Here is a 23,333-nt window from a genome sequence, read left to right as displayed (position 1 = left end):
ACCTCAGTTGACACACAAACCTCTGTTATTCTAACATATGTGAGAGCCGTTCCATACATTAGGGGAACGGGTTGTTTTTGTTTTTAAAGACGTTTTACAAATTGCCATTCGTTTTTCCCACTTCTGTGCCTTTTTGTTCGGTCGTGGGTGAAGCCGAGGCATATTTCAACACTTTCTGGGCAAGATACGGTATGATGCAGGTGTTAGAAAAAGAACTCAGCACTTGCCTAAGTGCGGCAAAGCGGTGCCGGCGCTGTCATTGTCGCATTGCTCGAGTAAGCCACTGTTTTATTAAGATGTTCCTTACCCCGATGGTCACTAAAAAGTTGGAGGTTGTCCCGTGATCGAAATATTTCTGTTCGTCAATCCAATTGGCATCGAATGCCTATCCGCAGAACGTTCCACTTTGCGGGCGATTGAGGACTACCCGGATACCGTCCATTACTCATTCGTCCCATTGATCAACTTAAAAATCGTGAAACACTACATGGAATTGAAGCATATTGACCCCACTGACCTCAAAGCCCAAAACGAGATCAATCGGGTCGCCTATTCTGTGGCATTAGATTTTAAAGCAGCCAGTTTTCAAGGTACCAAAAAAGCTCGGCAATTCTTGCTGTTCATGCAGTCCGCCATCAATGAACATGATCGCCAGTACACGCCGTCATTAATCGAAGAAGGTTTGAAATTAGCCCACATTGATGTGACCATGTTCTGGGAAGACCGGCATAGCACGTATGTGAAGAGCGGCTACGAAAAAGACTTGGCCGCCGCCACCCGAATGGGGGTAGAAACAGCGCCATCCATGGTGCTCTTTGACTACTCCAAGGATATTGATCATTCCGGTTTGCTTGTGGCCGGTTGTACGAATGAAAATATCATTCGCGGCCTGTTTTCCCACGCCGGCGATCTGGATGACCATGCCGCCAGCCATTCCCGTCGCCACTTTCACGTTTTATGACCCGCCCTTTGCCGGGCCAGCCAGTGGATCGGATAATCGATCCACTTTTTTTGTGCCGTCAAAGATAACAACGGCGCGTCCAGGCGTGGCGGTGGCGGAAGTGCCCCGCCGCTTCGCTCCGCCAGCCAAGTATGCACGGCAAAATCAAAAAAAGAACCTGTAAACACCGGTGGCAACGGTGTGGTTGGGAAACACCAGGCGGGAATGTCAGTCACCAGCAAACCCTTGGGATACAAATTATGCAAAAGAGCCCGCATCCGCGGATCACGGCGGCGCACCCGCCATTCTAACTGTTGGCGCCAGGCGGCCACCGAGAAAGAGGCCGCATTAGCCACCCTGTGCGCCTGACTGTGCCAACGATTAAATTCGGTCCAGGGATGAGTCAACGAATACCGTACCCTGTCCCCACCCTGCCACCTTTCTTGATGGGGTGCTTTAGTCAAATGGTGCCACAACTCTAATTCCTGATAAGGGGCACGCAGGACATACACGTAAAAACCAAGCTGCGGTGAATATTGACAAAATTGGGCGGTTTTGGCACACCAGCGCGACTGGGGAATATAGTTAGCCCCCAGTATCCACCAATCCCGCCAGCCCGCCTCGGCGTATCCCCGATGGCGAGCGTGCAAATCCGCCTGCGTGATGGGACTGCACTGGTATTCCAAAGCCAGTTGCTGACTGGGGACACAGACATCGATCCGCTGCTGGCCATTCGCCACGACCTGTTCATTGGTCACCGTCAATTGACTATTTACCAACCACTGACTTAACGCGGCTTTCCCCGCCTGGTGCCCGGCACTTTCTACATCGTGTTGTCCGCCTGCCTGCGGTGTATGGGCGAAGAACCAAGTCCGTTGGCGGCGGCGCAGTTGCACGGCTTGCTGGCAATTCGCACAAGTGTAGGGCGGTCGCTGATTGGCAGCGGCAATCACCGCTGACTCCAATTGTCCTTGACCATTCAACGCAATCCGCATACCGATCACTCCTTCAATAATTAGTACGCAAAAAAGCACCGGTCAACTGAATGACCGGTGCTAATAATTCAAATTTTGCGACTCATTACTTTTGCGGCTGACCAAAGAAGTGTCCGACTTGATGCAATGCACTCTTCGCCATGAGCAAGTGCCCATGTTCAGAAAGCACCTCTGGCGTCACATTACTGACCTCTTGACCATATTCATTGGCAATGGCTAAGTAGTCGTCCTGCGACATATCCAGCAAGTCGCCCTCTGGCATGGTGAAGACTAAGTAGTAGCGGTTCTTATAGGAGTACAGATCCACATCCACTTCGTCATCATTGAGCACATCGGCCAAGGATACAATATCTTCAAAATCAGCAAACGCGAGTACTTTTGTCATTGGTTGGTTGCCATAGTGGGCATGTTTCGCCGTACCCACACTTTTACGACTTTCTACGGACGAATCATCATCGTACCCGCCCAATTGACGTTTAACGAAATCCGATACATCCTCGTGATCATTATTACTTGAGACTCGGGCATTCCGACGAATCCGGCGACGCGGGCCGTCTTCTTCGTCATCATCCATATCGCCCTTGCTAATCAAGAGCTCCAAGCCATTTTTATTCGGCATCACTTGGAAGGTGACCGCATCATTGCTGACGAAGGTATGGTCTTTGTCGACCTCTTCCAAGATGCTGTAGAAAAAGCGTTCGATTTGTTTACGATTACCTAACAAATCCAGAACAGTAACGCCCCGCTCAGCGAGATCTTCACTGCCCAGTATCACCCGAATCGTATTATCATTGATTCGTTCCATTTCCATTCCGGATGCACCTCGCTTCCAGGAACTGCGTACACATCTTACATCGACTTAATTATAACAGTGTTAATCCAAAATGCCCAATACACAGTACCCGGTATGTTAGCGCAGTGAATGACGCAAGTCAAGAGGGCGGAGCGGACCGGTTAGGGGCGTAAACAGAAGGCAGGGGCAGGCAGAAAACCCGCACTTAGGTTTTATGTCTGCCCTGCCTTCTGTCCTAGCCCCTGGTCCGCGCAGCCCGTTTACGCGGTAATGTCGGGTCACTTGCCGTGCCAAAGCTGCGCAATCTCCGGTGGCCGGGGGCTGGAACGTGGTGACGGCGCTTTGAGCCCGCAAAGTGCGCGGTCTCAAAGTCGCCTAACAGCATATAAACTAGGCCAGGACCGGGCCAAGTTTATTGCTGTTTCCACCACTGAGCCCCATGCCACCTCCGATTGCTCCGCATTGGCACTACCCTGTTGCGACCTATAAATCATTTGTTATCCCGCATTAGGCCCAACCACAAAAAAACAGCCCTAACGCAAGGACTGTTTCCCCATACCGCGTCGTCCCAAACGACGCTTTGCTTGCTCCTTTTGATCTTAGAAACCGGCCATTAATTGCGCCTGTTGTAATTCCATTGCCCGTACTTCGCGGGGCAGGAAACGACGAATTTCGTCTTCGTTGTATCCCACTTGTAACCGCTTATCATCCAAAATAATTGGACGGCGTAACAGTCCTGGATGCTGTTGAACTAAATTCAACAGTTGGTCGGTGGTCAAATCATCAAGATTGATCCCCAGCTCCTGGAAAACCTTCGAACGGGTCGAAATAATTTCTTCGGTCCCGTTTTCTGTCATCCGTAGAATATCCATTATTTCCGCCTTGCTTAACGGATCAGTGAAAATATTCCGTTCGACAAAAGGAATGTTATGTTGCTGAAGCCAAGTGCGCGCTTTACGGCAAGATGTGCAACTCGGCGAAATGAAAAGTGTCACCATGGTGCAGGACCCCCCTCTACCGCTGTGACAACAATTAATCTGAACTACATTGTCATTATACACAACAGCCGCCAAAATGGCTATACAGTTTCGGTAAAAAACACATCTTGCAAAACTGTAAGTGGGACTTTTAACAGCTTCACACCAGTGGTGAATCGGATTTCATGCCATTTTTTGCAATTTTAAACACAAAACTTGAAATGCAAATATTTTGCTTAACCGCGTGGATTATGGGGCAATGACCCAACTGTTCAAGTATTTGGACGAGAACATACGGTTGCCACACACAATTGTAACGGTCTTGTAATAAACACCATCAAAGTGTCCTAGACCATTTCTAGGTGATTGATGTTACTTGCTAATGTGACTTTAATGTCTCCGGCTGCTTCTTGGGCTTGTTCCTGCAATTTTGCCAGTGACAGCTGTTGCGGCAGGTGGGAGACTATGAGCCGACCCACTTGGGCATCCCGGGCCAGTTTGCCGGACTCGCCAGCGGTCATGTGCCAGGCCACACCCTGATGATCGTTCAAGAAATTAGTGTCTGTAATCAGCACATCGGAGCCGCGGACAAAATCCGTCAGTTCTGGGAAGTACCGAGTATCGGCAGTGAAACTCAAGACTTTGCCGGTCTTGGCCTCTTCAATGCGCATGGCAAACGCGGGGATTGGATGGACTGTCCGCATGAACGTGAAGGTCAACGGTCCGATCGTGATCGGGGCAGTGTCCGTATAGGGCTGACCGATCGTGGCTCCCGGCCAAGTCAAGGTGGCAAATTCGATGGGATTTTGCGTATTACCGTAAATCGGCAGCACTTTCTCTTTACGCGGTCCCTGCTTCAATTGCCACAAATATTGCAGGACCCCAAGATCGGCCGTATGATCGTGGTGATAGTGAGAAATGACCGCCGCGTCCAGTTGCAGCGGATCAAGCACCTTTTCCAACGCACTGAGTACACCACTGCCAGCATCCAGCAAAACGTTGGTATCGCCGCTGCGTAACAAGTACCCACTGGTACCGGCCTCTGCTGTCGGGTAACCGCCAAAATAACCGAGAACTTGAAATTCCATAAAATAAAACCTCCATTATTAATAGAAATGAGATGTTTCGATGACTGAATTAATTACCGTATTGGGGTCCGCCGATTATTTGCAGACCCGGCAATCCCTCATCCCAGCCAGCCGTCTTTTGGTTCCCTGGGAAAGCGATGGGGATGGTTTGTTATTGGGGACCACCGACCGCACCATACCACAATTTCAGGCCGCCGCCTATTACACAATCACGACGCAAGTGGGGCCATTTGATCAGGATGGTTTTTATCACTTTTGGCATCTGGGTTTCAAACGGACAGACGATGCACTATTTCAAAATGCCCTGGCTCCTGCCTTTATCGATGACTTAATGACCGCTACTCAAGCCACCGCCCTGCGCCTTGCCCGTTCCCAGCAGGAAAAGCACGCTTGGTTGCTGATTTTGCAAACTCCCCAGAAGCCAATTAAACAGCCGCTGCACACGTTTGTACCCGCCACCATGCAAGACTTCATTGAGCGCTCTACGCACAGCCTAAGCGGCTTCTACGCCCATATTTACGTGGATAACGCAGGAATCAACGGGGCGTCACGGAACGACGCACCATCTGCGCCGACAAAATGAAGAAAACCCATGATACCAATGCAATCCCGCCCAGCACCAAGAGAAAGAGTGCCAAGGAGTTCTGGTAATCAATCACCTGCCATAGAATCTGCAGGGCAAAGAGTGCATTGACTGTGGCCAGCAGGACTGGTAACGAGTAACGCCAAGCCAGCTCGGAGTATTCCATTCGCCGAATCTCATCGGCAGTCATGCCCAGGGTAAAGAATAGATCCACCCCGGACGTCCGCTCTGCCCAGGCGCGCAATGTCAGCATGCTATTGACAGCAAACAAAATGACCACGCTCAACACCAAGCCGACAAAGATGTTGACGCCAATTTCACGCCGCATCTGAGCCTGGACTACCGGTGCAGATATGACGAACTGATCGCGGGCAGTCTTGCTGCTGGTGACTTTTAGCTTCATTTGTTGCGGCTGCTGCGCATTGCCTTCAACACTGAAATATTGCTGCATGCGGGTCTTCGGTAGCACCGCCAAGGCCTTATTGATTTGGGTCGTGGACGGATCGGTGGCGGTATTCAAACCATATAGTGTGATCGTTTGGGCCGGGTTGATTTGCCGCCACATCTTATCCGTCACCACCATCGTCGTGGTCGGCAGCAGATCCATGGAGTACGGCGTATCCAATTTAGCCACTGCGCGCCAAGGCACTAATTTTGCCTGGCGCGTTTTAACGCGGGGCGGCAGATAGGAAAACATTGCTAGGTTGGCGCTGTAAAGATCGCTTAACGCCGCCTCGTTGCCACGCAAAGTTTGTAACGGATCAAGATCTTGCAAGGGTTGCAATTTGCGGTAATCCGATTGGCGCATGATGGCGGCTGGGGCCATCGTCATCTGGCGTTGCCCGGTTTGCTGGTTTTTGATCCCATAGGCCACGGGCTGGATCTTGAATGGGGTAGATGCCACTTGATTCACGTTCACCCCCATACCCGTCAGCTGTTTTTGCAATTTCAGCCAGCTGTCTCGATCAGTGGTCACGAAAGTCATCCGGGCTTCCTTAATTGATTGGCGATTGGCCACGGATAAGGTCGTCGTCAACATGCCGCCCACGCTCACCACGATGGACAGTAAAATTGCCCCGCCCCACAATACTAAGGCCTGACTACGAAATTGATTTTGCAGCCGGCTCAAGCGTAATAACCGATTCTTTCGGAGCGGCCACTGCGGCAGCCGGCGCAACCCATTGAACAATAATGGCAGTCCTGAGCGCACGAGTAGAAACTCACCGACCACGACCAACAACAGGATACTATTCATTAGGCCTAACAACACCCAGGGACTCATAGTTTTACCGCGGAGTAAAATTGGCCAAAAATTCACTGCCAAACCGAATCCCGTCGCCGTGGCTAATATGCCCAAAATTGTGCCCAAAAAAGGCGGCCCCCAGCGCCAAGAATCTGGCATGCCAGTTTTCATATGCAGCAGTCGCAACGGTTTGATTCGGGCCACCTGCCGCATGACGTCCAGTTGCAAGAAAACGGCAATGACGCCAAACCAAAAGATCGTTTGACCAATTGCCACATTATTCCACGGCCCCACAAAATGAGTCGGTAAACCCATAAATCGTTGCAACAGCAAGACCGCCAAAGGAGCAAAAAGCAAGCCAAAGCCCACGCCCGTGATGACAACCAGGACGAGCATCAGCAAACCGATTTGGGCGATGGTCCGATACAGCAACCGATTGCTGATGCCCCACAGTTTGTATAACGCAATTTCTTGACTGCTTTGGCGCAAAATATATCGTTGACCATAGTAAAGCACGGCCGCAAAGAAAATCACGATGACGACAGCGGCCACGAGAAAAAGACTACGGTCCGCCGATTGTATCCACTGCTGCGCAATGGTGCGGGTCCGCATGAGAATATAGAAAAAAGCCACAAGGAAAATCGCCGACAACCAGAACAGGAAATTATGGTGCAGGATCCGTCTGGCCACTTTAATCTGGGTGTGAGAATTCGTGCCAATGACCCCCTCCCCCAATAGTGGCCTGCATGTCGATAATGGCGTCGAAAAAGGCCTGACGTTCACCGGAGCGGCGAATCTCGGCAAAGAGACTGCCATCTTTGATAAAAATAACCCGGGAACAATAACTGGCCGTGAAGGCATCGTGGGTCGCCATCATGATTGTGGTATGCCACGCACGATTAATATCAGTTAAATACCGCAATAATTCCGTGGCTGCCTTCGAATCCAGCGATCCCGTCGGCTCATCAGCACAGACCAGCGCTGGTTTCGTAATCAAGGCCCGGGCCACGGCTACCCGCTGCTGCTGACCCACTGAAAGCTCCCGGGGATATCGGTCTTTCAGGGACGCTAAGCCAGTCACGGTCAACACTTCCGTTAATCGCTCCTGAGCGTCTGACACTCGCCGGGCATTGATCGTCAGTGGCATTAAAATATTTTCGCGCACAGTTAATCCCGGCAGTAAATTGAAGTCTTGAAACACGAAGCCCAGTTGTTCCCGGCGGAATTGTGCCAGTCGTCCGCCGCGTAAGCGAGTCACATCGGTATCGGCTACCCGAACTGTGCCGTTGGTCGGTGTGTCAATTGTTGAAATGATGCTTAGCAATGTCGTTTTCCCGGCCCCGGAAGGACCCATGATGCCGACAAATTCGCCTTTTTCTACCATGAATGTGAGGCCGTTCAACGCCCGCACAGGATGCAGGCGGTGGCCAAACACTTTTGTTAATCCTTGTACAACGACTAATGCCATATCGTCATCCTTCCTTGCTACGATCATCCCGCCGTGCCAAAGCTGCGCAATCTCCGGGAAAATGGAGCTGGAACGCTGTGACGGCGCTTTGATCCCGCTGAGGAGCGCGGTCTCAAAGTCGCCTAACCGCATACAAACTTGGCAAAACCGGCCAAGTTTATTGCGGTTCCCACAGCTGAGCTCCATTTTCCCTTCGATTGCTCCGCATTGGCACTCACCATGTCGAGACACTTAACCTTATGCGTTAGTAAAGCTGCGTGCCTTGTCAATTGCAATGAGAATCAGTACCATAATATCAGAAAGAGAATGGAGGTTTCGCCCGTGTTCAAGATTATGATCGTTGAAGACGACCCCACCGTCAGTCGGCATATTGCCCAAGCCATTACTGACGCCGGCTGGCAGCCAATTCCCATCACTGATTTTACCGATGTATTCGGTCAATTTGTCAGTGCCCAACCGGATCTAGTCTTAATGGATATCAATTTACCCGGGGGCCACGATGGCTTCTATTGGAATAAGCAGATTCGGGCCAACTCACAAGTACCGGTAATTTTCATTTCATCCCGCAACAGCAATATGGATATGGTCACGGCGATGAACGGTGGTGCTGATGATTACGTGGAGAAGCCTTTTGCTGCTTCTGTCCTGTTAGCCAAAATCAATGCCCTGTTACGCCGTACTTATCATTATAGTACCCAAAGCAGCAAGATTTTGCAGTATGGCGGGGTCACCTTAGACTTGGAAAGTTCCACCGTCCAAGTGAATGATGCCGCCGTGGATCTGACCAAGAACGAGTACAAGCTGCTGCAGTATCTACTCCGGCGCCACGGCCAGTTGATCTCCCGGGCCAGTTTGCTGCGCGCGTTGTGGGAAGACGAGCGGTTTGTGGATGACAACACCCTGACCGTCAATATTAACCGATTACGCAAAAAGTTAGCTGACGCCGGTTTGGCGGATCTGATTCAGACTAAAGTGGGGAAAGGCTACCTGATTCCATGAATGTCGGTAAGTATCTCCAGGACCACATTGCCCACATGCTCTTTTGGCTCGTGGGTCTGCTCATTGCCGATTTGGTCCTCTGGTTAGCCCCTGGTCAACGACTGATCTCTTGGCCGACTTTGATTTATCTCGATATTTTACTCACGGTATTCTTCCTGATCTTTATCGTGGGGGTTTATTACTATCGGGCCAAATGGTACCGCGGCATTCAGCAACGCCGGCAAGCCGGTGCTGACGCCCTCAATTGGCCTTTGACCGGTGCCCAAAACGAGTCCCAGCAATATATGCAGGATTACGTCAACGACATCCTCACCCTCCATCGGCAAAGCACCGATCAGCTGCTGCAGGAACAGGAAGATCAGCAAGCCTTCATCACCCGCTGGGTCCACGATATCAAGGTTCCCTTGGCGGCGCTGCAGCTCACCAGCGATCAAATTGCCGATCAAGTGGATGACCAGACTTACACCGACATTACCACCCAACTCGAACGGGTTAACCACTATGTCGAAGAAGTTCTCTATTATTCTCGTCTGAGCAGTTTTGCCAATGATTATTTACTGCGCAACCACAGTCTGCGGGAAATCGTCAGCAGCGCCCTGCGCAGTCAGATGAACAGTTTTTTAGGTAAAAATTTACAATTATCGATGTTCGACAATGACTTCCAGGTTCTCACCGACGACAAGTGGCTGCTCTTCATCGTCAATCAAATTCTGGCCAACAGTGTCCAATACACCCCGCAAGGCGGCAGAATCACGATTACGGCGAGCCAAGACAAACAGGCCACGCAATTAACGATCCAAGATACCGGTGTCGGCATTGACCCCGGTGACTTGCCCCGAATTTTTCAAAAAGGCTTCACCGGTAAAAACGGTCGCGAACACAACGCCCAGTCCACCGGTCTAGGCCTTTACCTGGCCCACACCATGGCCCAGCGTCTCGGACATACCTTGACGGTCCATTCTAAACCCGGCCAAGGCACAGCTGTGACAATCACGATGCCGTTTCTCAGTTATTACAGCGACGACCACGCGACAGTGACGACGCCTCGGTTGACGGGTTTGAACGAGTCCAATCAGGATGATCAAGAGAATACGCCACAATAATTTGATCGGAAGCATGCCGTTGCATTCATAAAAAAAGTCTCAATTCCCTGTATTCAAGGGTGATTGAGACTTTTCTTGTTTTTGGAGTTAAAATACCTTAATTTGCGTCAGCGGCCAATACCGCAGCTTCACCACGCCCACAATCTTGCTGGCCTTCACATAGCCGAATATTCGACTATCCTTGGACACATTCCGGTGATCCCCCATCACAAAGTATTCGCCTTTGGGGACCTTATTACCAAAGCCCTTGGAAGCTAAAGAAAAGTCGTCAGTATATTGCACGCCAGTCGGCAGTTCAGATTCATAAGCTTTCAAGTACGGTTGCGCCAGTTTCTTGCCATTGATGTACATGGCATCGTTCTTTGATTCCACCGTATCCCCGGGCATGCCGATCACCCGCTTAATATACAATGTGCCGGGGGCGTCTGGCGCATCAAGAACGACCACATCGCCGCGGTCGATTTTGTCGTGGCGCAGGGCAATGACCCGATCGCCGGACTCGAAGGTGGGCTGCATGGAGGGACCGGATACTTGATCGTTCGAAAGAACAAACGAGAACAGTAAGGCCACGATCCCCACAAATACCGCGGTTAAGCCTAGTGTTTGTAAGAACCATTTGCCGAAGCTCTCGTCTTCTTCACCGTTTTGTTTCTTTTTATTATCCTGTTTTTCCATGTTGTCCCTCTGCTTTCTCGATTATCTCAACATAAGTATATCCTACCGAGAAAGCCGTGCGTGTGCAATAACGGAGAAGATTATCTCTTTTTTTCAGAAAAATCGGTTGCCGGACAAATTTCCGACAACCGATTTTTGCTCAATTCAATTATGCGGCAATCTTAGATGCTTTCAGCCCCATGGCATTCACGGCCACAATGACAGTGGATAAGGACATCAGGATCGCCCCCACGGCTGGATCCAGGATGATGCCCGCAAATGCGAGAATCCCCGCGGCTAGAGGAATGGCGAGAATGTTGTAGCCAGCCCCCCACCACAAGTTCTGGGTCATTTTACGGTTGGTGATTTTGGCTAAATCCAAGAAGTGAAGAATATCGTGGGGATCAGACTTCACGAGTACCACATCGGCAGAATCAATCGCCACATCGGTACCGGCACCAATGGCCACCCCGATATCGGCTTGGGCCAAGCTCGGTGCATCGTTGACCCCATCGCCCACCATGATGACGTGATGACCTTCTTTTTGATACTGCGCGACCATCTTTTGCTTGTCATCCGGCAAAAGGCTCGCATGGAATTGGGTTAACCCCAACAAATCGGCCACATGCTTCGCTGCTTGCGGATTATCACCCGTCAACATGACTGGGGTGATCCCCCGCTGCTGCAACCCGCTAATCAATTCCTTCGCACCGGGCTTGATCGTATCACCTTCTGCCACCATGCCTTGGACGGTATTGTCTTGGAGCAGGAAGCTGACGGAATTGCCCTTGCTGGCCCATTCATTGGCTGATTTTTCATCAAAAGCAATTTGATGAGCGGTTAAGTATTTGGCATTCACGATGGTGTATTGGGTGCCATCAATGTTGCCCTTGATGCCGACCCCCGGCAGGTTTTGGGTATCTGTCGCTGGTTGATACGCCACATTTTGCCGCTTAGCCGTACCCACAATAGCTTGGGCCAACGGGTGGGTCGAACTGCTCTCTAGTGCAGCCAAACGCGCCAATAGCGTTTTTTCATCCGTGGCATTTGTCGGCACTAATGCATTGACCGTAAACTTACCCGCAGTCAAAGTCCCTGTTTTATCCAATAAGACATGACTGATCTGGGTGCTGGCTTCAATGGCTTGGCGATTACGGATCAGCAATCCGTTTTGCGCACCGATCGCTGTGGAACGCGCCACAACCAACGGAATAGCTAGCCCCAATGCGTGGGGGCAGGCAATGATAAAGACGGTGACCATCCGCGCGAAGGCGACGTCCAGCCCCTGTGGCAGCCAAGCGAAGAAGGCAATCAAGCCAATCACTAGAGCGGCGTAGAACAGATATTTGGCCACAGTATCGGCTCTGCTTTCTGCGTTCGACTTGGATTGCTGCGCACTTTGGACTAACTGCATCACTTGCGAAAGGTAACCAGATTTCCCGGTCCCGGTGATGGCCACAGTAAGTGTGCCATCATTATTCGTGGCCCCGCCAATCACTTTGTCGCCAGTCTTTTTAGCCACTGCCGCAGATTCACCAGTGACCAGGGATTCGTTCACGGTGGAGGTGCCGTCAGTGACTTGCCCGTCGGCCGGAATACTCTCCCCGGCCCGCACTTGGAACGATTCACCGACTTGCAATTGACTGACTGGCACATCTTCGGTCCGGCCATCCGCCGTTAAGCGGTGGGCGGTCTTAGGCAGCAGCGCCGCCATCTTCTGCAACGCGTCGCCGGCCCCCATCACGGCGTTCATTTCGATCCAGTGGCCCAGCAACATGATCAAAATCAATGTGGCGAGTTCAAAGGAGAAGTCCATGACCATGGTAGCCGGATGCAAGAAATTATTTGCAACAAAGGCATATAGACTATACACATATGATACGGTGATACCCATGGCAATCAGGGTCATCATCGCGGGTTCTTTGCTCTGCAATTCTGCCTTGGCGCCCTTTAGGAAAACAGCCCCGCCGTAAAAGAACAGGATGGTGTCGAACAGCACAACGATCCACGCTTGGATGCTGTTGCCAAATTCAAATGCAGGCCGGTTCAAGCCCATGATCGGCGCCAGCAGCAAAACTGGGAGCGAAAGGATCAACGACACCCAAAACTTCTGCTTCAGGTTGCCCATGTGCATCATTTGACCACCATGCATCATCATGTCGCTGCCGCCCATGTCGTCCATATCCATGTGGCTGTGGTCGTCCATATTTGCCATATCATGATGGTCCATCCCCGCCATATCGTCGTGGTTCATTTTTCCGTGATCCATGCCTGCCATATCGTCATGATTCATACCCGGCATATCATCATGCTTCATGGGCATGGTGTTCTTCCCGTGCATCTTCATTTCGTTATTGGCCAATATGCTCGTCTCCTTCGTTCATATTCATGCAGTTGCCATCGGGCAAGCAGTTGCACGCCACTGTCTTTGGCGCTGTTTTCATTTTCTCTGCTAAAATTTGTTGTAAGTTAGCGATGTCGTCTTGGGATAATTCACGGCTTTGGATCACCGCCGCCACGGCACTGCCCGTCCGCATGGCACACATCGAGTCGAATAACCGAACAGCGGCGGCGTCCATGGATTGTTGCTCCCGAACGGCTGGGACATAGTCGAAAGGCCGGGTGTCACCGACTTGGCTAATGGCGTTCTTCTTGATCAAGCGGCGCAGCATTGTCTTTGTCGTCGAGGGTGCCCATTGGCGCTCGGTTTCCATAATCTCAATGAGTTGGCGGCTGGTCACCCGCTTCAAGGTCCAGACGGCCCGCATTAAGTCCCACTCTGAATCTGTGATGGCGACCTGTTGTTCGTCGATCATGTGCTCATTCCTCTCTTGTTTACGTCTGTAAACTCTCTACGGTTATTAGTCTACAACTGTAAACTTAAAAATGCAAGTGGTCCGGGCAAAAATTTGTGTCGTAAGCCGTGACAATGCTGCGCAATCTCCGGTGGCAAGGGGCTGGAACGCTGTGACGGCGCTTGAAGCCCGCAAAGTGCGCGGTCTTCAAGACGCCTAACCACATCCGCGGCAAAGTGCGCCGCGGTGTGGTTTCCACAGCTGAGCCCCCTGCCACCTCCGATTGCTCCGCATTGGCACTATATCCTGATTAATACTTGTTTGTCGCTAATCCATTCTAAAAAAGGATTTAAGCCCAACCAAGCAAACGGACCACAGCCATGGAAATTACGCCGACAATTACAATTAGTAGCAAGTTCTTGGAAATAATTGCAGCCACAAATGTCGGCACGGAGGCCAATAAATTACCGATGTTAATACCCGGCCATTGTCCGGGGCGATAAATCAGTAAGCTTTCGACAAAGATTGCTGTGAGGATCGCCACGGGGACAAAGCTTAGAAAATCAATCAGCCATGCGGGTAATTTAAAGCGTTTCACTAAAACAAACGGCACGACACGAATCAGCCACGTGACCAAGCCGGCTAGTAAAATTGTGATAAAGACTTTAGTGGTCAAATCGGCGCACCCCCATTCCAAATAAGCACCCCAGCACGGTGGCCGCTAGAATTGCCAGATTGCCGGGCATGAATCGCATCATCAGGACCATGCAAATTGCCACAAAGACGGCAATACCCACTTGGCGCCGACGGGGATCGCTTTTATCCGTAATGATTTGCAGGTATAGCAAACCAATAAACATGGCCACGACGGCGAAGTCTAGGCCCAATACGTCTGGATCAGGAATCATCTGGCCGACCATGGCGCCCAGCACGGTGGCGGCCGCCCAGACGGAATAAGCACCGATATTGGCGGCATGCAACCAGCTGGAATGCAGCTGGTGACCGGTGTGGTTCAATTTATTCATGGTGAGCGCAAAGGTTTCATCCGTTAGCAATGTCCCTGCCAACACGTTTTGCACCATGTTCTCCCCTTGTAATAATGGGGCCACGGTCATACTCATGAGTCCCATGCGGGCATTGATCAGCGCAGTGGACACCACAATTGCGCCAATCGGTGAATGTGCGGCCAGCATAGACACGATCACGAATTGGGCCGACCCTGCATACACAATCAGCGACATCAATAATGCCGCCAACACCGTGAAATGGCTCGTATTGGCAATGATGCCAAAAGCCATGCCGATGCCAATATACCCGAATACCGTGGGCAGCACATCGCGGAAGCCGCTGCGCCACGTTAATTGCTCGTCCAAAAAACCACCTCGCTGACTGAATTATTTTCAGTCTAGCAAAGGTGGCTTTTTTTGCAATGTGGGCGGAGCTAATCCACTGCATTTTTTTCAGTATAAGCCTGACTCAGCAGCTCATGCAGTTGTTGCGTGTCATCGGAACACGACGCCAAACCAAAGTGATACACCGGGCGATGCCAGTTCTTGGGTACATACCGCGGGGCAGATACAATCAGCAGATCCGGCGGGGCACTGGGCGAATATGGCACCATATCCACGAACGGAATATGGGCAAGCAATGAGCGCACTGGCTGTTGCAAGTGATAGCTCAAGCCCATCCGCAAACTCACGCGCAAATGGTGCTGGGTGAACTGTTCCCGATACGCCCGCCAAAACAGATACGTCAGCAAATTGGTGATCTGGTCAAGGACCCGGTGCAGCCAGTAACAGTCTTTCCGACGCGCGACTTTTTCCCAAAAGACCCGCATGCAGCGGCGCAAATCCTGGTAATGACGATTATTCGGGACCAGTTGGGTGCGAATTAATGGGAACAACACCGGCAGAGATTGTTGAAAGTAGAAGATTGGCATCAAGATCAAGTAGGTGTTCACTAACAAGACAGACCACTGCTCATCACATGGCTCACTGCCCATCTCAGCCACCAGTGCCGCCGCCAGCTCATCCGTTAAACCGGCCAGACGATCACTTTCTTTGGTGAGCCGGTCGGCAACAAAATGATACAGTTTATCCTTGACGGACAATACCACTGGTCCAGAAAATACCGCAAAAGCAGCAAAAGCCAATTCGGCATCGGCGTGGAGCAGCTGTTTCTGAGCCAATATGTCGGCCAAAATATCCTTTTCTGGTAAATCAAACCATAAATCCGGAATCGTCGTGTCCGTCACAGCAAAACCCTGCTCCGCCCGTTCCCAGCCCACGCCCAACACCGTCAACAGGCGTTCCCGAATCACAATTGGACCGGCGTAAGGATTGAGGTAACCAGCTAGTTGATCTACCAACGGTACTAGCTCCGGATACCGATCACTGTATTCGTCTGCTGTACACAAGCCAATATCCACCAATAAATTATAAATCATGTATCGAATCAACGGTTCCGAGCCCACGAAATCCAATTGGCGCATATTGATCCGAATGCCATATTGGGCGGCCAGATAATCGGCCAGGGGTTTCAACCGCCGAATCACGGTCATGGGGGATAAGAACACAGTTTTACCAAAGGTTTGAATGGTGCCCTCGGGATGGTGCAGCATATAGCCCATTGCCTGCATGGCCAGACTAGTGGTGACTAAATACTGAAAGTAAACTTCCGGGCGGGCAAGCGATCATCGATTTGGACATCGCCTTGGTCATCCATAAAGCGCGGCATCTCTGGCATGATCTCAGCGAGATCCAGATCAATCTGGCCCAACAGTGACCGGGCCCGGGTTAATCCATATTCGGTAAAGGTGGCGTCCACTGTGCGGTACGAATACGTCCCGGGGGTACCGTTGTGCAGCGCCGTGTAGAGATGCAGCTTGTCATTTGCAGTTTTGTCTAAAAATAAATCAGCAACGGAGGGCATCTTGTCAACCTCTTTTCTGTATATCCTTATCGTTTTCATAAGCTAACCATAGCGTATCAAAACCAACGCGAAAAAGCGACGTTTTTTGATAAAAAAATTCCGCCACTCAATATATACGCATTGAGCGGCGGAATTTTGTGGGAAAAATAACGTATCTGGTTAAATTGCTAGTCGATAATCAAAAGATCTAGTCGGGAGATAAACAGATGGTCGGTTAACTCGATCCATTGGTAACCCTTATCGTCGGCCAAGACGCCCTTAGTCTGCACAACTGTCCCGGATGTGAGAGTCCGTACCGGCTGGGCAAATTGTGGAAAACGATACAGGGGCACAGCACTGCTGCGGTGACTGACCACTTCGGCGCGATGCACAAAAGATGTCGTACGCGGTCCAGCGACTGCCCGGGGCCGTTGCAACAATTGCAGTTGAGCGGTCCGTTTTAACCACACCCCGCCGCCGATATCAAACCATTGTTCGCGGTTGAAACGATCCATCACTGCCCGATAAATGGGCCATGTTGACGCGGCCGGTAGTGCCTTCGCCAATGGCTGATTGGCCACCGGTGCCCGGTACGGATGAACAGGCGTCAGCACCTTACAAAACAGTTCCTGATTCACCGGTAAGGCCAAGACCTGGAGCGTGTCGTATATATATTGGGCGACTTTGCCCTTCGTCGTGAACACGCCGGCACTTTCGGTGGGGGCGCGCAAAATAGGGAACGGATTATTGGGCAAAGGTCGTAAGTGATAGGCATCGTTCAGCTCACCAGACACATATTGCGGCGGCACCAATAAATTGCCCTCCGCATTGCGGTGATAAACCACGACTGGCGCGGCCTTCTGGGCACTATAAATCATCTGGATGCCATCTGGTACGGGGCGGAAGGTTTCCGTATAATTTTCCACCCGAATCAAGCGATAACCGCGAATAACCCGCCAAGGCAGCGCAATTTTTCGGTGCAAAATACCACTCACCTGGGTATCCGCCAACAGAGCATGGCCTAGCACGTCTAAATAGCGCACGCGAATGCGTACCGGCGCCGCACTTAATTGGGAAGCGGCGGACCCCGTCGATAATGATGACGATTGCTTGGGCTGCTCCATGGTTTCTCCCTTCGACTAAAGCGGCGCTGCCTCTTTCAGGCCGCGCCGCTTCGGTAAAACTGATTTGGCTAAAGACTACAGAATCTGCGTACGACGCATGTCCATGGGGACGGAAATTTCTGCTAAATGATGACCGCGGACCAGGTCAACTTCACCTTGCTTGGCCTTGCATAACTTATCTAGCACGTAATCAATTTCCGCATCCAAGATGTTCCGACGCTCATTCGTCAATAGAATTTCCTGGTGTGATGGTGCTTGGGTGTACACCACCGTTGTCGGTCCCAACGAGTACACCTTGACGAACTGCGCATCGGTGGCCGACAGTTGCTGCGCGACCAAATGGGAATAGCTATTGGTAATATCTATGAGACGCATGTTTTTCCACCCCTATCAAGAACTCCATTCACAAATCCATTATAGAGGAAAAACGCGTCAGTTGGAACCAGAAAGCAGATATTAAGTCTGGGTTCCAAAAGATAACCAGGGTACTCTGCTTGATACCCAAAAAAGCACTGCCCAGATATTATCCAGACAGTGCTTTTTCACAATCTCTTAATTACTTCTTAGTCGTCTTATTTGCAGCATCTGATTTGGCACTGACGGCAGCTTCTGCCGCTTCGCCAATGACAATCTCGCCATCGCTCATTCGGGCTTCTAAGTTCTTCGCCTGGGGATGAGCCAGGTAGTAGTCAGCGACCTTGTCCTCAATCTGCTCTTGAATGACCCGGCGTAACGGCCGCGCCCCCATGCTCGGATCGTAGCCCAAGTCCACCAACTTCTCCTTCACTGGTTCGGTCACATGAATGTGCAATCCCTGATCCGCAATCATACTGTTCGTATCGCCAATCATCAGAGAAACAATCTTCATCAGGTTTTCCTTGGTCAATGAGTTGAACTCAATGATCCCGTCAAACCGATTCAAGAATTCTGGTTGGAAGTAATCCTTCAATGAACCCAATACAGAATGGGTCTTGCCGGCTGCCTCGGCACCAAAACCAACGTTTGCTTCCTGATTAGCCTGACCGGCATTGGACGTCATGATAATGATCGTGTCCTTGAAGCTGACTGTCCGGCCTTGACTATCCGTCAATCGGCCATCGTCCAGAATCTGCAAGAACATGTGCATCACATCAGGATGGGCTTTTTCGATTTCATCCAATAGAATCAAGCTATATGGATGACGCCGAACTTGCTCCGTCAATTGACCAGCCTCTTCATAACCGACGTAACCCGGAGGTGAACCGATCAATTTAGAGACACTGAATTTTTCCATGTACTCACTCATGTCAAAGCGAATCATCGAATCTTCAGAACCAAACAGCTGCTTGGCTAATTGCTTAGCCAATTCCGTCTTGCCGACCCCGGTGAGACCAACAAAGAGGAAGGAACCAATTGGCCGGCCAGACTTGTTGAAGCCGACTCGGTTACGACGAATGGCCCGCGCCACATCTTCGACCGCATGATTTTGACCAATGATGTGTTTCTCCAAAGCTGGCGCCAAATTAACCAATTGATGCTGTTCTTGATCTTTGATTTGGCCCACTGGGATACCGGTCTTCTCTTCGACAATCTGTTCCATGTCCTTCTCGGTCACTGTCGGTTCATTCTTCGGATCCACAGTGTCCTTCTTCTTCATGTCGTTCAGTTTGTCGATTTGATCCCGGTAATACGCAGCCTTCTCGTAGTCTTCCTGCTTGAGGGCCGCCTGTTTCTGCTTCTCCGCAGCGTCGATCTTCTCTTGAATCGTCTCAGGATCCACGATGGTCAAGGTCAGATTCTTCCGCGAACCGGATTCATCCAACAGATCAATGGCCTTATCCGGCAAGAAACGATCTTGGATGTAGCGATTAGACAGTTCCGCCGCAGCCTTGATGGCCTCATCCGTATAGTGGACATGGTGGTAATCTTCATACCGCTTCTGAATACCCTGGAGAATCTTGATGGTTTCATCCACACTGGGTTCATCCACTTGCACCGGTTGTAGCCGGCGGGCCAGTGCAGAGTCCTTCTCGATCGTCCGGTATTCATCGGTCGTCGTTGCGCCGACCAATTGTAATTCACCTCGGGCAAGGGCAGGCTTCAATACGTTGCCCGCATCCATGCCGCCTTCAGCATTCCCGGCACCAACGATCTCGTGAATCTCGTCGATGAACAGGATGATGTCTTTATTTTTCTTTAATTCTTCCATTAATTGCGTCATCCGTTGCTCGAATTGACCCCGAATGCCGGTACCCTGAACCAGGGACACGACATCCAAGCGAATGACCCGTTTACCTTGCAGTTTCGCAGGCACATCGCCATCCACAATCTTTTGGGCTAATCCTTCCACAACGGCGGTCTTACCGACCCCAGCTTCACCAATCAGAACAGGATTGTTCTTCGTCCGACGGTTCAGGATTTCGATCACCCGGGAGATTTCTCTATCCCGACCGATAACCGGGTCGATCTTGCCGTCCCGAGCTTCAGCGGTCAAATCTTCACCGAACTGGCCGAGCAAGCCGCCTCCATTACGACGTCCGCCTCCGCCACCGGCTTGAGTTTGAGGACGTTGTTGCTGGAAGTTCTCGTTCGCTTGGTTTTGGGCGCCAGGATTCATGGCTGAGAAAATATCGTTTAAGCTGCTAAACCCAAATGGATCATTCGGGCTGGCGTCACGATTACCCGCCTGTGCGTTCTTCAGCAATTGGTAGCAGTCTTGGCAAAGATTAATCTCTTTACGTTGACCGTTCACGCTGGCATACAGGTGAATCGTGGCTTCGTTTTTATGACAGTTGTCACACAGCATACGCTTGCCACCTTTCTTCTTGCGTTGCCCATAGGTTCTTACACCTACGACCATTATGATACAACTAGCACTCTCACTATGCAAGTGCTAAGTCTTGACGAAAAGTGCTGATTTTTCCTAAGTTTCTTGGGCAAATTGACCAACATACTGAACCGGATATATGATGGATATGGTTAATGAATGGAAAGGAGTGTGCACCGCATGCCCGACTTTCAACACGAACTGGAACAGCTAGTAGCGGGTCAAATTAGCGAGTTGACGATCAAACCCGAAAACTTTTTTGCCTTCCGCTCAGTCTGGACAAATTTCCCCCAACGAAATGAAGTCGTGGGGACCGCCCAGCGCGGCGGGACAATTGTTTACCATTTTTCTGAAAGCGGTAAACACTAACGCAACCCTACCTTTTTACACCGCTTTTTGGTTGTCACCAGACGCAAAAAATGGTACCCTGAAAGGTGAAATGTAGGGCTTTCGCCCGGGCCATTTCTCGACCACGGAGCAAGTGGTTAATTTTTTGATAACAAAGGAGAATATGAATTATGGAAAAACGCGATTTTCACATTACTGCTGATACAGGTATCCACGCTCGTCCTGCTACCCTTTTGGTACAGGCTGCAAGCAAATTTGATTCTGACATTAACTTGGAATACAAGGGCAAGTCTGTAAACTTGAAGTCCATCATGGGCGTGATGTCCTTAGGTGTTGGCCAAGGCGCTGATGTGACTATTTCTGCTGAAGGCGCGGACGAAAAAGATGCCATCGCAGCAATCGAAGACACCATTAAGAAGGAAGGATTGGCTGAATAATGAGTAAGCACCTCAAAGGGATTGCCGCCAGTGATGGGATCGCCGTTGCACCAGCATATTTGCTGGTTGAGCCTGACCTGTCATTCGACAAGAAAAAGATTAGCGATCCCGACGCAGAGGTGAGCCGCTTACAAGATGCACTTGACAAGTCAACTGCAGAATTAAAGATCATTCGAGACAAGGCCAAGGAAACATTGGGTGCAGATGAAGCACAAGTCTTCGAAGCACACATGATGATCTTGGCCGATCCTGATTTTATCGGGACGATCAAATCCAAGATCAAGGATGACCAAGTCAATGCAGAAGCGGCATTGTCTGCTGTATCGGATCAATTCATCAAGACTTTTGAAGCCATGACCGACAACAAATATATGCAAGAACGGGCAGCTGATGTCCGCGACGTGACCAAGCGGGTTCTTTCCCACTTGCTGAACGTCACCTTGCCGAATCCAGCTTTGATCGATCATGAAGTTGTCGTTGTGGCCCATGACTTAGCGCCCAGTGACACTGCCCAGTTGAACAAGAAGTATGTCAAAGCCTTCGTCACTGATATCGGCGGTCGGACTGCACACTCTGCAATCATGGCCCGGTCATTGGAAATCCCCGCCATTGTCGGTGCGGAATCCGTGACCACGGATATCAAGGATGGTCAAACAGTCATTGCGGATGGTTTGACCGGTGACATCGTCATTGACCCTTCTGACGACGAAGTCGCCAAGTACCATGAAGCTGCGGACAAGTTTGCTGCCCAAAAGGTTGAATGGGAAAAGCTGAAGAGCCAACCTTCTGTCACTTCTGATGGCCACCACTACACCGTGGGTGCCAACATTGGTACGCCGAAGGATATGGCTGCCGTCAACGCGAACGGTGCCGAAGCAGTTGGTTTGTATCGGACTGAGTTCTTATATATGGACTCTGATGAGATGCCGACTGAAGACGCTCAATTTGAAGCTTACAAGACTGTCTTACAGGATATGCCGAATAAGCCAGTCGTTGTCCGCACCATGGACATCGGCGGTGACAAGCACCTGCCTTACATGCCTTTACCGCAAGAAATGAACCCGTTCTTAGGTTACCGGGCAATCCGGATTTCCTTGGATCGGCAAGATATCTTCCGGACGCAATTACGGGCATTGCTGCGGGCATCTGCTTACGGCAAGTTGCGGATTATGTTCCCGATGGTAGCCACATTGGACGAATTCCGCAAAGCCAAGAAGATCTTCCTGGAAGAAAAGAAGAAGCTTGAAGACGCTGGCACCAAGGTTTCTGAAGATATCCAAACGGGTATCATGATTGAAATCCCCGCTGCCGCTGTCTTAGCTGATCAATTCGCCAAGGAAGTTGACTTCTTCTCCATCGGTACCAACGACCTGATTCAATACTCCATGGCCGCTGACCGGGGCAACGAGCATGTTTCCTACCTGTATCAACCATACAACCCTTCCATTCTGCGCTTAGTCAAGCACACGATTGAATCTGCGCACAAAGAAGGCAAGTGGGCTGGTATGTGTGGTGAAGCCGCTGGCGATCCGATCATGGTGCCGTTGCTTCTGGGCATGGGCTTGGATGAATATTCCATGTCCGCAACCAGTATCTTGAAGGTTCGCAGCTTAATGAAACGGCTGAGCACTGAAGATATGAAGAAGCTGGCTGACAAGGCCGTCAACGAAATGACTTCGAACGAAGAAGTTGCTGAGATGGTTAAGAAAGCCACTGGCCAAGAATAAGTATTATCCATAGTATGACGAAAGCACCAAGCCTCGGCTGAGACTTGGTGCTTTTTTGTACCCTGATTGGCAACCGTCTTCTCGTTTGCACTATAATTCAGGTGATAGAAGAAAGGAATCCTTTTTATGGCTAAAAAATATTACGAGACCCAGACACTGGGTAATGGTGTCGCTTTGACGATTGCAAATAAGCACCCATTTGGCAAACCAGTCCCCATTTATGCCGAAGTTGATGATCAAACTGGTGAAGTCAAACTGTTTATCCGGCATACAGATCTTCCTAAGCTGGCAAAGATTACGCCATTAGATGATTTCGATATCAGTTAAAACCCTTGATTTGTCG

24 protein-coding genes and 1 pseudogene are annotated in these 23,333 nt (G+C 50.6%); 8 read left to right on the top strand and 17 right to left on the bottom strand.

The window, feature by feature from the left end:
- Positions 1–340 precede the first annotated feature (340 nt).
- Positions 341–961 (top strand): DsbA family protein, encoded by a 621-nt coding sequence (locus FD09_RS06065; protein WP_057819388.1) that lies wholly within the window; start codon positions 341–343, stop codon positions 959–961.
- Here FD09_RS06065 and FD09_RS06060 read toward each other — a convergent pair.
- The 4 genes from FD09_RS06060 to FD09_RS06045 all read right to left on the bottom strand — a co-directional run bounded on the left by FD09_RS06060 (position 949) and on the right by FD09_RS06045 (position 4,793).
- Complete coding sequence (locus FD09_RS06060) at positions 949–1,935, bottom strand: competence protein CoiA (RefSeq protein WP_057819386.1); 987 nt, start codon at positions 1,933–1,935, stop codon at positions 949–951. The genes FD09_RS06065 and FD09_RS06060 overlap by 13 nt on opposite strands.
- Before the next feature lie 85 nt (positions 1,936–2,020).
- On the bottom strand, positions 2,021–2,746 hold the full coding sequence (locus tag FD09_RS06055; RefSeq protein ID WP_057819384.1) for an adaptor protein MecA: 726 nt from the start codon (positions 2,744–2,746) through the stop codon (positions 2,021–2,023).
- Between the two features lie 581 nt (positions 2,747–3,327).
- Complete coding sequence (locus FD09_RS06050; RefSeq protein ID WP_057819382.1) at positions 3,328–3,726, bottom strand: Spx/MgsR family RNA polymerase-binding regulatory protein; 399 nt, start codon at positions 3,724–3,726, stop codon at positions 3,328–3,330.
- A gap of 326 nt (positions 3,727–4,052) precedes the next feature.
- Positions 4,053–4,793, bottom strand: a complete 741-nt coding sequence (locus FD09_RS06045; RefSeq protein ID WP_057819380.1) for an MBL fold metallo-hydrolase — start codon at positions 4,791–4,793, stop codon at positions 4,053–4,055.
- 40 nt (positions 4,794–4,833) lie between these two features.
- Here FD09_RS06045 and FD09_RS06040 point away from each other — a divergent pair, with 40 nt between their 5' ends.
- A complete protein-coding gene (locus FD09_RS06040) occupies positions 4,834–5,376 on the top strand; it encodes a hypothetical protein (RefSeq protein WP_057819378.1) in 543 nt (180 codons plus the stop codon).
- Here the strand turns inward: FD09_RS06040 and FD09_RS06035 are convergent.
- From FD09_RS06035 to FD09_RS17065, 3 genes and pseudogenes are all read right to left on the bottom strand, one after another.
- Positions 5,330–7,231: an ABC transporter permease family protein gene (locus FD09_RS06035; RefSeq protein ID WP_235812222.1), complete on the bottom strand. Its 1,902-nt coding sequence runs from the start codon at positions 7,229–7,231 to the stop codon at positions 5,330–5,332. The two genes, FD09_RS06040 and FD09_RS06035, sit on opposite strands and share 47 nt — an antisense overlap.
- 79 nt (positions 7,232–7,310) lie before the next feature.
- Positions 7,311–8,087 carry an ABC transporter ATP-binding protein gene (locus FD09_RS06030; RefSeq protein ID WP_057819373.1) on the bottom strand — a complete coding sequence of 259 codons (777 nt, stop codon included), beginning with the start codon at positions 8,085–8,087 and terminating at the stop codon, positions 7,311–7,313.
- A 23-nt stretch (positions 8,088–8,110) separates the two neighbouring features.
- A pseudogene (locus FD09_RS17065) lies at positions 8,111–8,301 on the bottom strand (hypothetical protein).
- A gap of 107 nt (positions 8,302–8,408) precedes the next feature.
- On the opposite strand from FD09_RS17065, the gene FD09_RS06025 reads away from it, so the two are divergent.
- Together FD09_RS06025 and FD09_RS06020 are read left to right on the top strand one after the other, a co-directional pair.
- Positions 8,409–9,086 carry a response regulator transcription factor gene (locus tag FD09_RS06025; RefSeq protein WP_057819371.1) on the top strand — a complete coding sequence of 226 codons (678 nt, stop codon included), beginning with the start codon at positions 8,409–8,411 and terminating at the stop codon, positions 9,084–9,086.
- Positions 9,083–10,189, top strand: coding sequence for a sensor histidine kinase (locus tag FD09_RS06020; RefSeq protein ID WP_057819369.1), 1,107 nt, complete (start codon positions 9,083–9,085; stop codon positions 10,187–10,189). Before FD09_RS06025 ends, FD09_RS06020 begins: the two co-directional genes overlap by 4 nt.
- An 87-nt stretch (positions 10,190–10,276) precedes the next feature.
- On the opposite strand, the gene lepB is transcribed toward FD09_RS06020, so the two are convergent.
- The 10 genes from lepB to FD09_RS05970 form a co-directional block, all read right to left on the bottom strand.
- Positions 10,277–10,864 (bottom strand): signal peptidase I, encoded by a 588-nt coding sequence (gene lepB / locus FD09_RS06015; RefSeq protein ID WP_057819367.1) that lies wholly within the window; start codon positions 10,862–10,864, stop codon positions 10,277–10,279.
- 148 nt (positions 10,865–11,012) lie between these two features.
- The gene (locus tag FD09_RS06010; RefSeq protein WP_420806843.1) at positions 11,013–13,184 is read right to left on the bottom strand and encodes a heavy metal translocating P-type ATPase; all 2,172 of its coding nucleotides are present in this window, start codon (positions 13,182–13,184) and stop codon (positions 11,013–11,015) included.
- 10 nt (positions 13,185–13,194) lie between these two features.
- Entirely contained in the window at positions 13,195–13,659 is a 465-nt protein-coding gene (locus tag FD09_RS06005) for a CopY/TcrY family copper transport repressor (RefSeq protein WP_057819363.1), read from the bottom strand.
- A gap of 328 nt (positions 13,660–13,987) precedes the next feature.
- Positions 13,988–14,314, bottom strand: coding sequence for an AzlD domain-containing protein (locus FD09_RS06000; RefSeq protein WP_057819361.1), 327 nt, complete (start codon positions 14,312–14,314; stop codon positions 13,988–13,990).
- Complete coding sequence (locus tag FD09_RS05995) at positions 14,304–15,011, bottom strand: AzlC family ABC transporter permease (protein WP_057819359.1); 708 nt, start codon at positions 15,009–15,011, stop codon at positions 14,304–14,306. Before FD09_RS05995 ends, FD09_RS06000 begins: the two co-directional genes overlap by 11 nt.
- A gap of 68 nt (positions 15,012–15,079) precedes the next feature.
- Positions 15,080–16,276 (bottom strand): helix-turn-helix domain-containing protein, encoded by a 1,197-nt coding sequence (locus FD09_RS05990; protein WP_083487596.1) that lies wholly within the window; start codon positions 16,274–16,276, stop codon positions 15,080–15,082.
- Between the two features lie 17 nt (positions 16,277–16,293).
- Positions 16,294–16,569, bottom strand: a complete 276-nt coding sequence (locus tag FD09_RS05985) for a hypothetical protein (protein ID WP_057819355.1) — start codon at positions 16,567–16,569, stop codon at positions 16,294–16,296.
- Positions 16,570–16,736: 167 nt separating this feature from the next.
- Positions 16,737–17,672, bottom strand: coding sequence for a MucBP domain-containing protein (locus FD09_RS05980; RefSeq protein ID WP_057819353.1), 936 nt, complete (start codon positions 17,670–17,672; stop codon positions 16,737–16,739).
- A gap of 75 nt (positions 17,673–17,747) precedes the next feature.
- Positions 17,748–18,047, bottom strand: a complete 300-nt coding sequence (locus tag FD09_RS05975; RefSeq protein ID WP_057819351.1) for a DUF1827 family protein — start codon at positions 18,045–18,047, stop codon at positions 17,748–17,750.
- Between the two features lie 181 nt (positions 18,048–18,228).
- Positions 18,229–20,457, bottom strand: a complete 2,229-nt coding sequence (locus FD09_RS05970; RefSeq protein WP_057819349.1) for an ATP-dependent Clp protease ATP-binding subunit — start codon at positions 20,455–20,457, stop codon at positions 18,229–18,231.
- A gap of 201 nt (positions 20,458–20,658) precedes the next feature.
- Between FD09_RS05970 and FD09_RS05965 the strand changes: the two genes are divergently transcribed.
- From FD09_RS05965 to FD09_RS05950, 4 genes are all read left to right on the top strand, one after another.
- Positions 20,659–20,847, top strand: a complete 189-nt coding sequence (locus FD09_RS05965; protein WP_157053700.1) for a hypothetical protein — start codon at positions 20,659–20,661, stop codon at positions 20,845–20,847.
- Positions 20,848–20,996: 149 nt separating this feature from the next.
- The gene (locus tag FD09_RS05960; RefSeq protein WP_057819345.1) at positions 20,997–21,263 is read left to right on the top strand and encodes a phosphocarrier protein HPr; all 267 of its coding nucleotides are present in this window, start codon (positions 20,997–20,999) and stop codon (positions 21,261–21,263) included.
- A complete protein-coding gene (gene ptsP / locus FD09_RS05955; protein ID WP_057819343.1) occupies positions 21,263–22,990 on the top strand; it encodes a phosphoenolpyruvate--protein phosphotransferase in 1,728 nt (575 codons plus the stop codon). The genes FD09_RS05960 and ptsP overlap by 1 nt, the downstream gene beginning before the upstream one ends.
- 126 nt (positions 22,991–23,116) lie before the next feature.
- Positions 23,117–23,317 carry a hypothetical protein gene (locus tag FD09_RS05950; protein WP_057819341.1) on the top strand — a complete coding sequence of 67 codons (201 nt, stop codon included), beginning with the start codon at positions 23,117–23,119 and terminating at the stop codon, positions 23,315–23,317.
- The last annotated feature ends 16 nt before the right edge of the window (positions 23,318–23,333 follow it).

The organism is Schleiferilactobacillus perolens DSM 12744, assembly GCF_001435585.1.
GTDB classification, from domain to species: Bacteria; Bacillota; Bacilli; order Lactobacillales; family Lactobacillaceae; genus Schleiferilactobacillus; species Schleiferilactobacillus perolens.
Note: the sequence above shows the minus strand (reverse complement) of the source record. Positions and strands in the feature narration are given on the sequence as shown.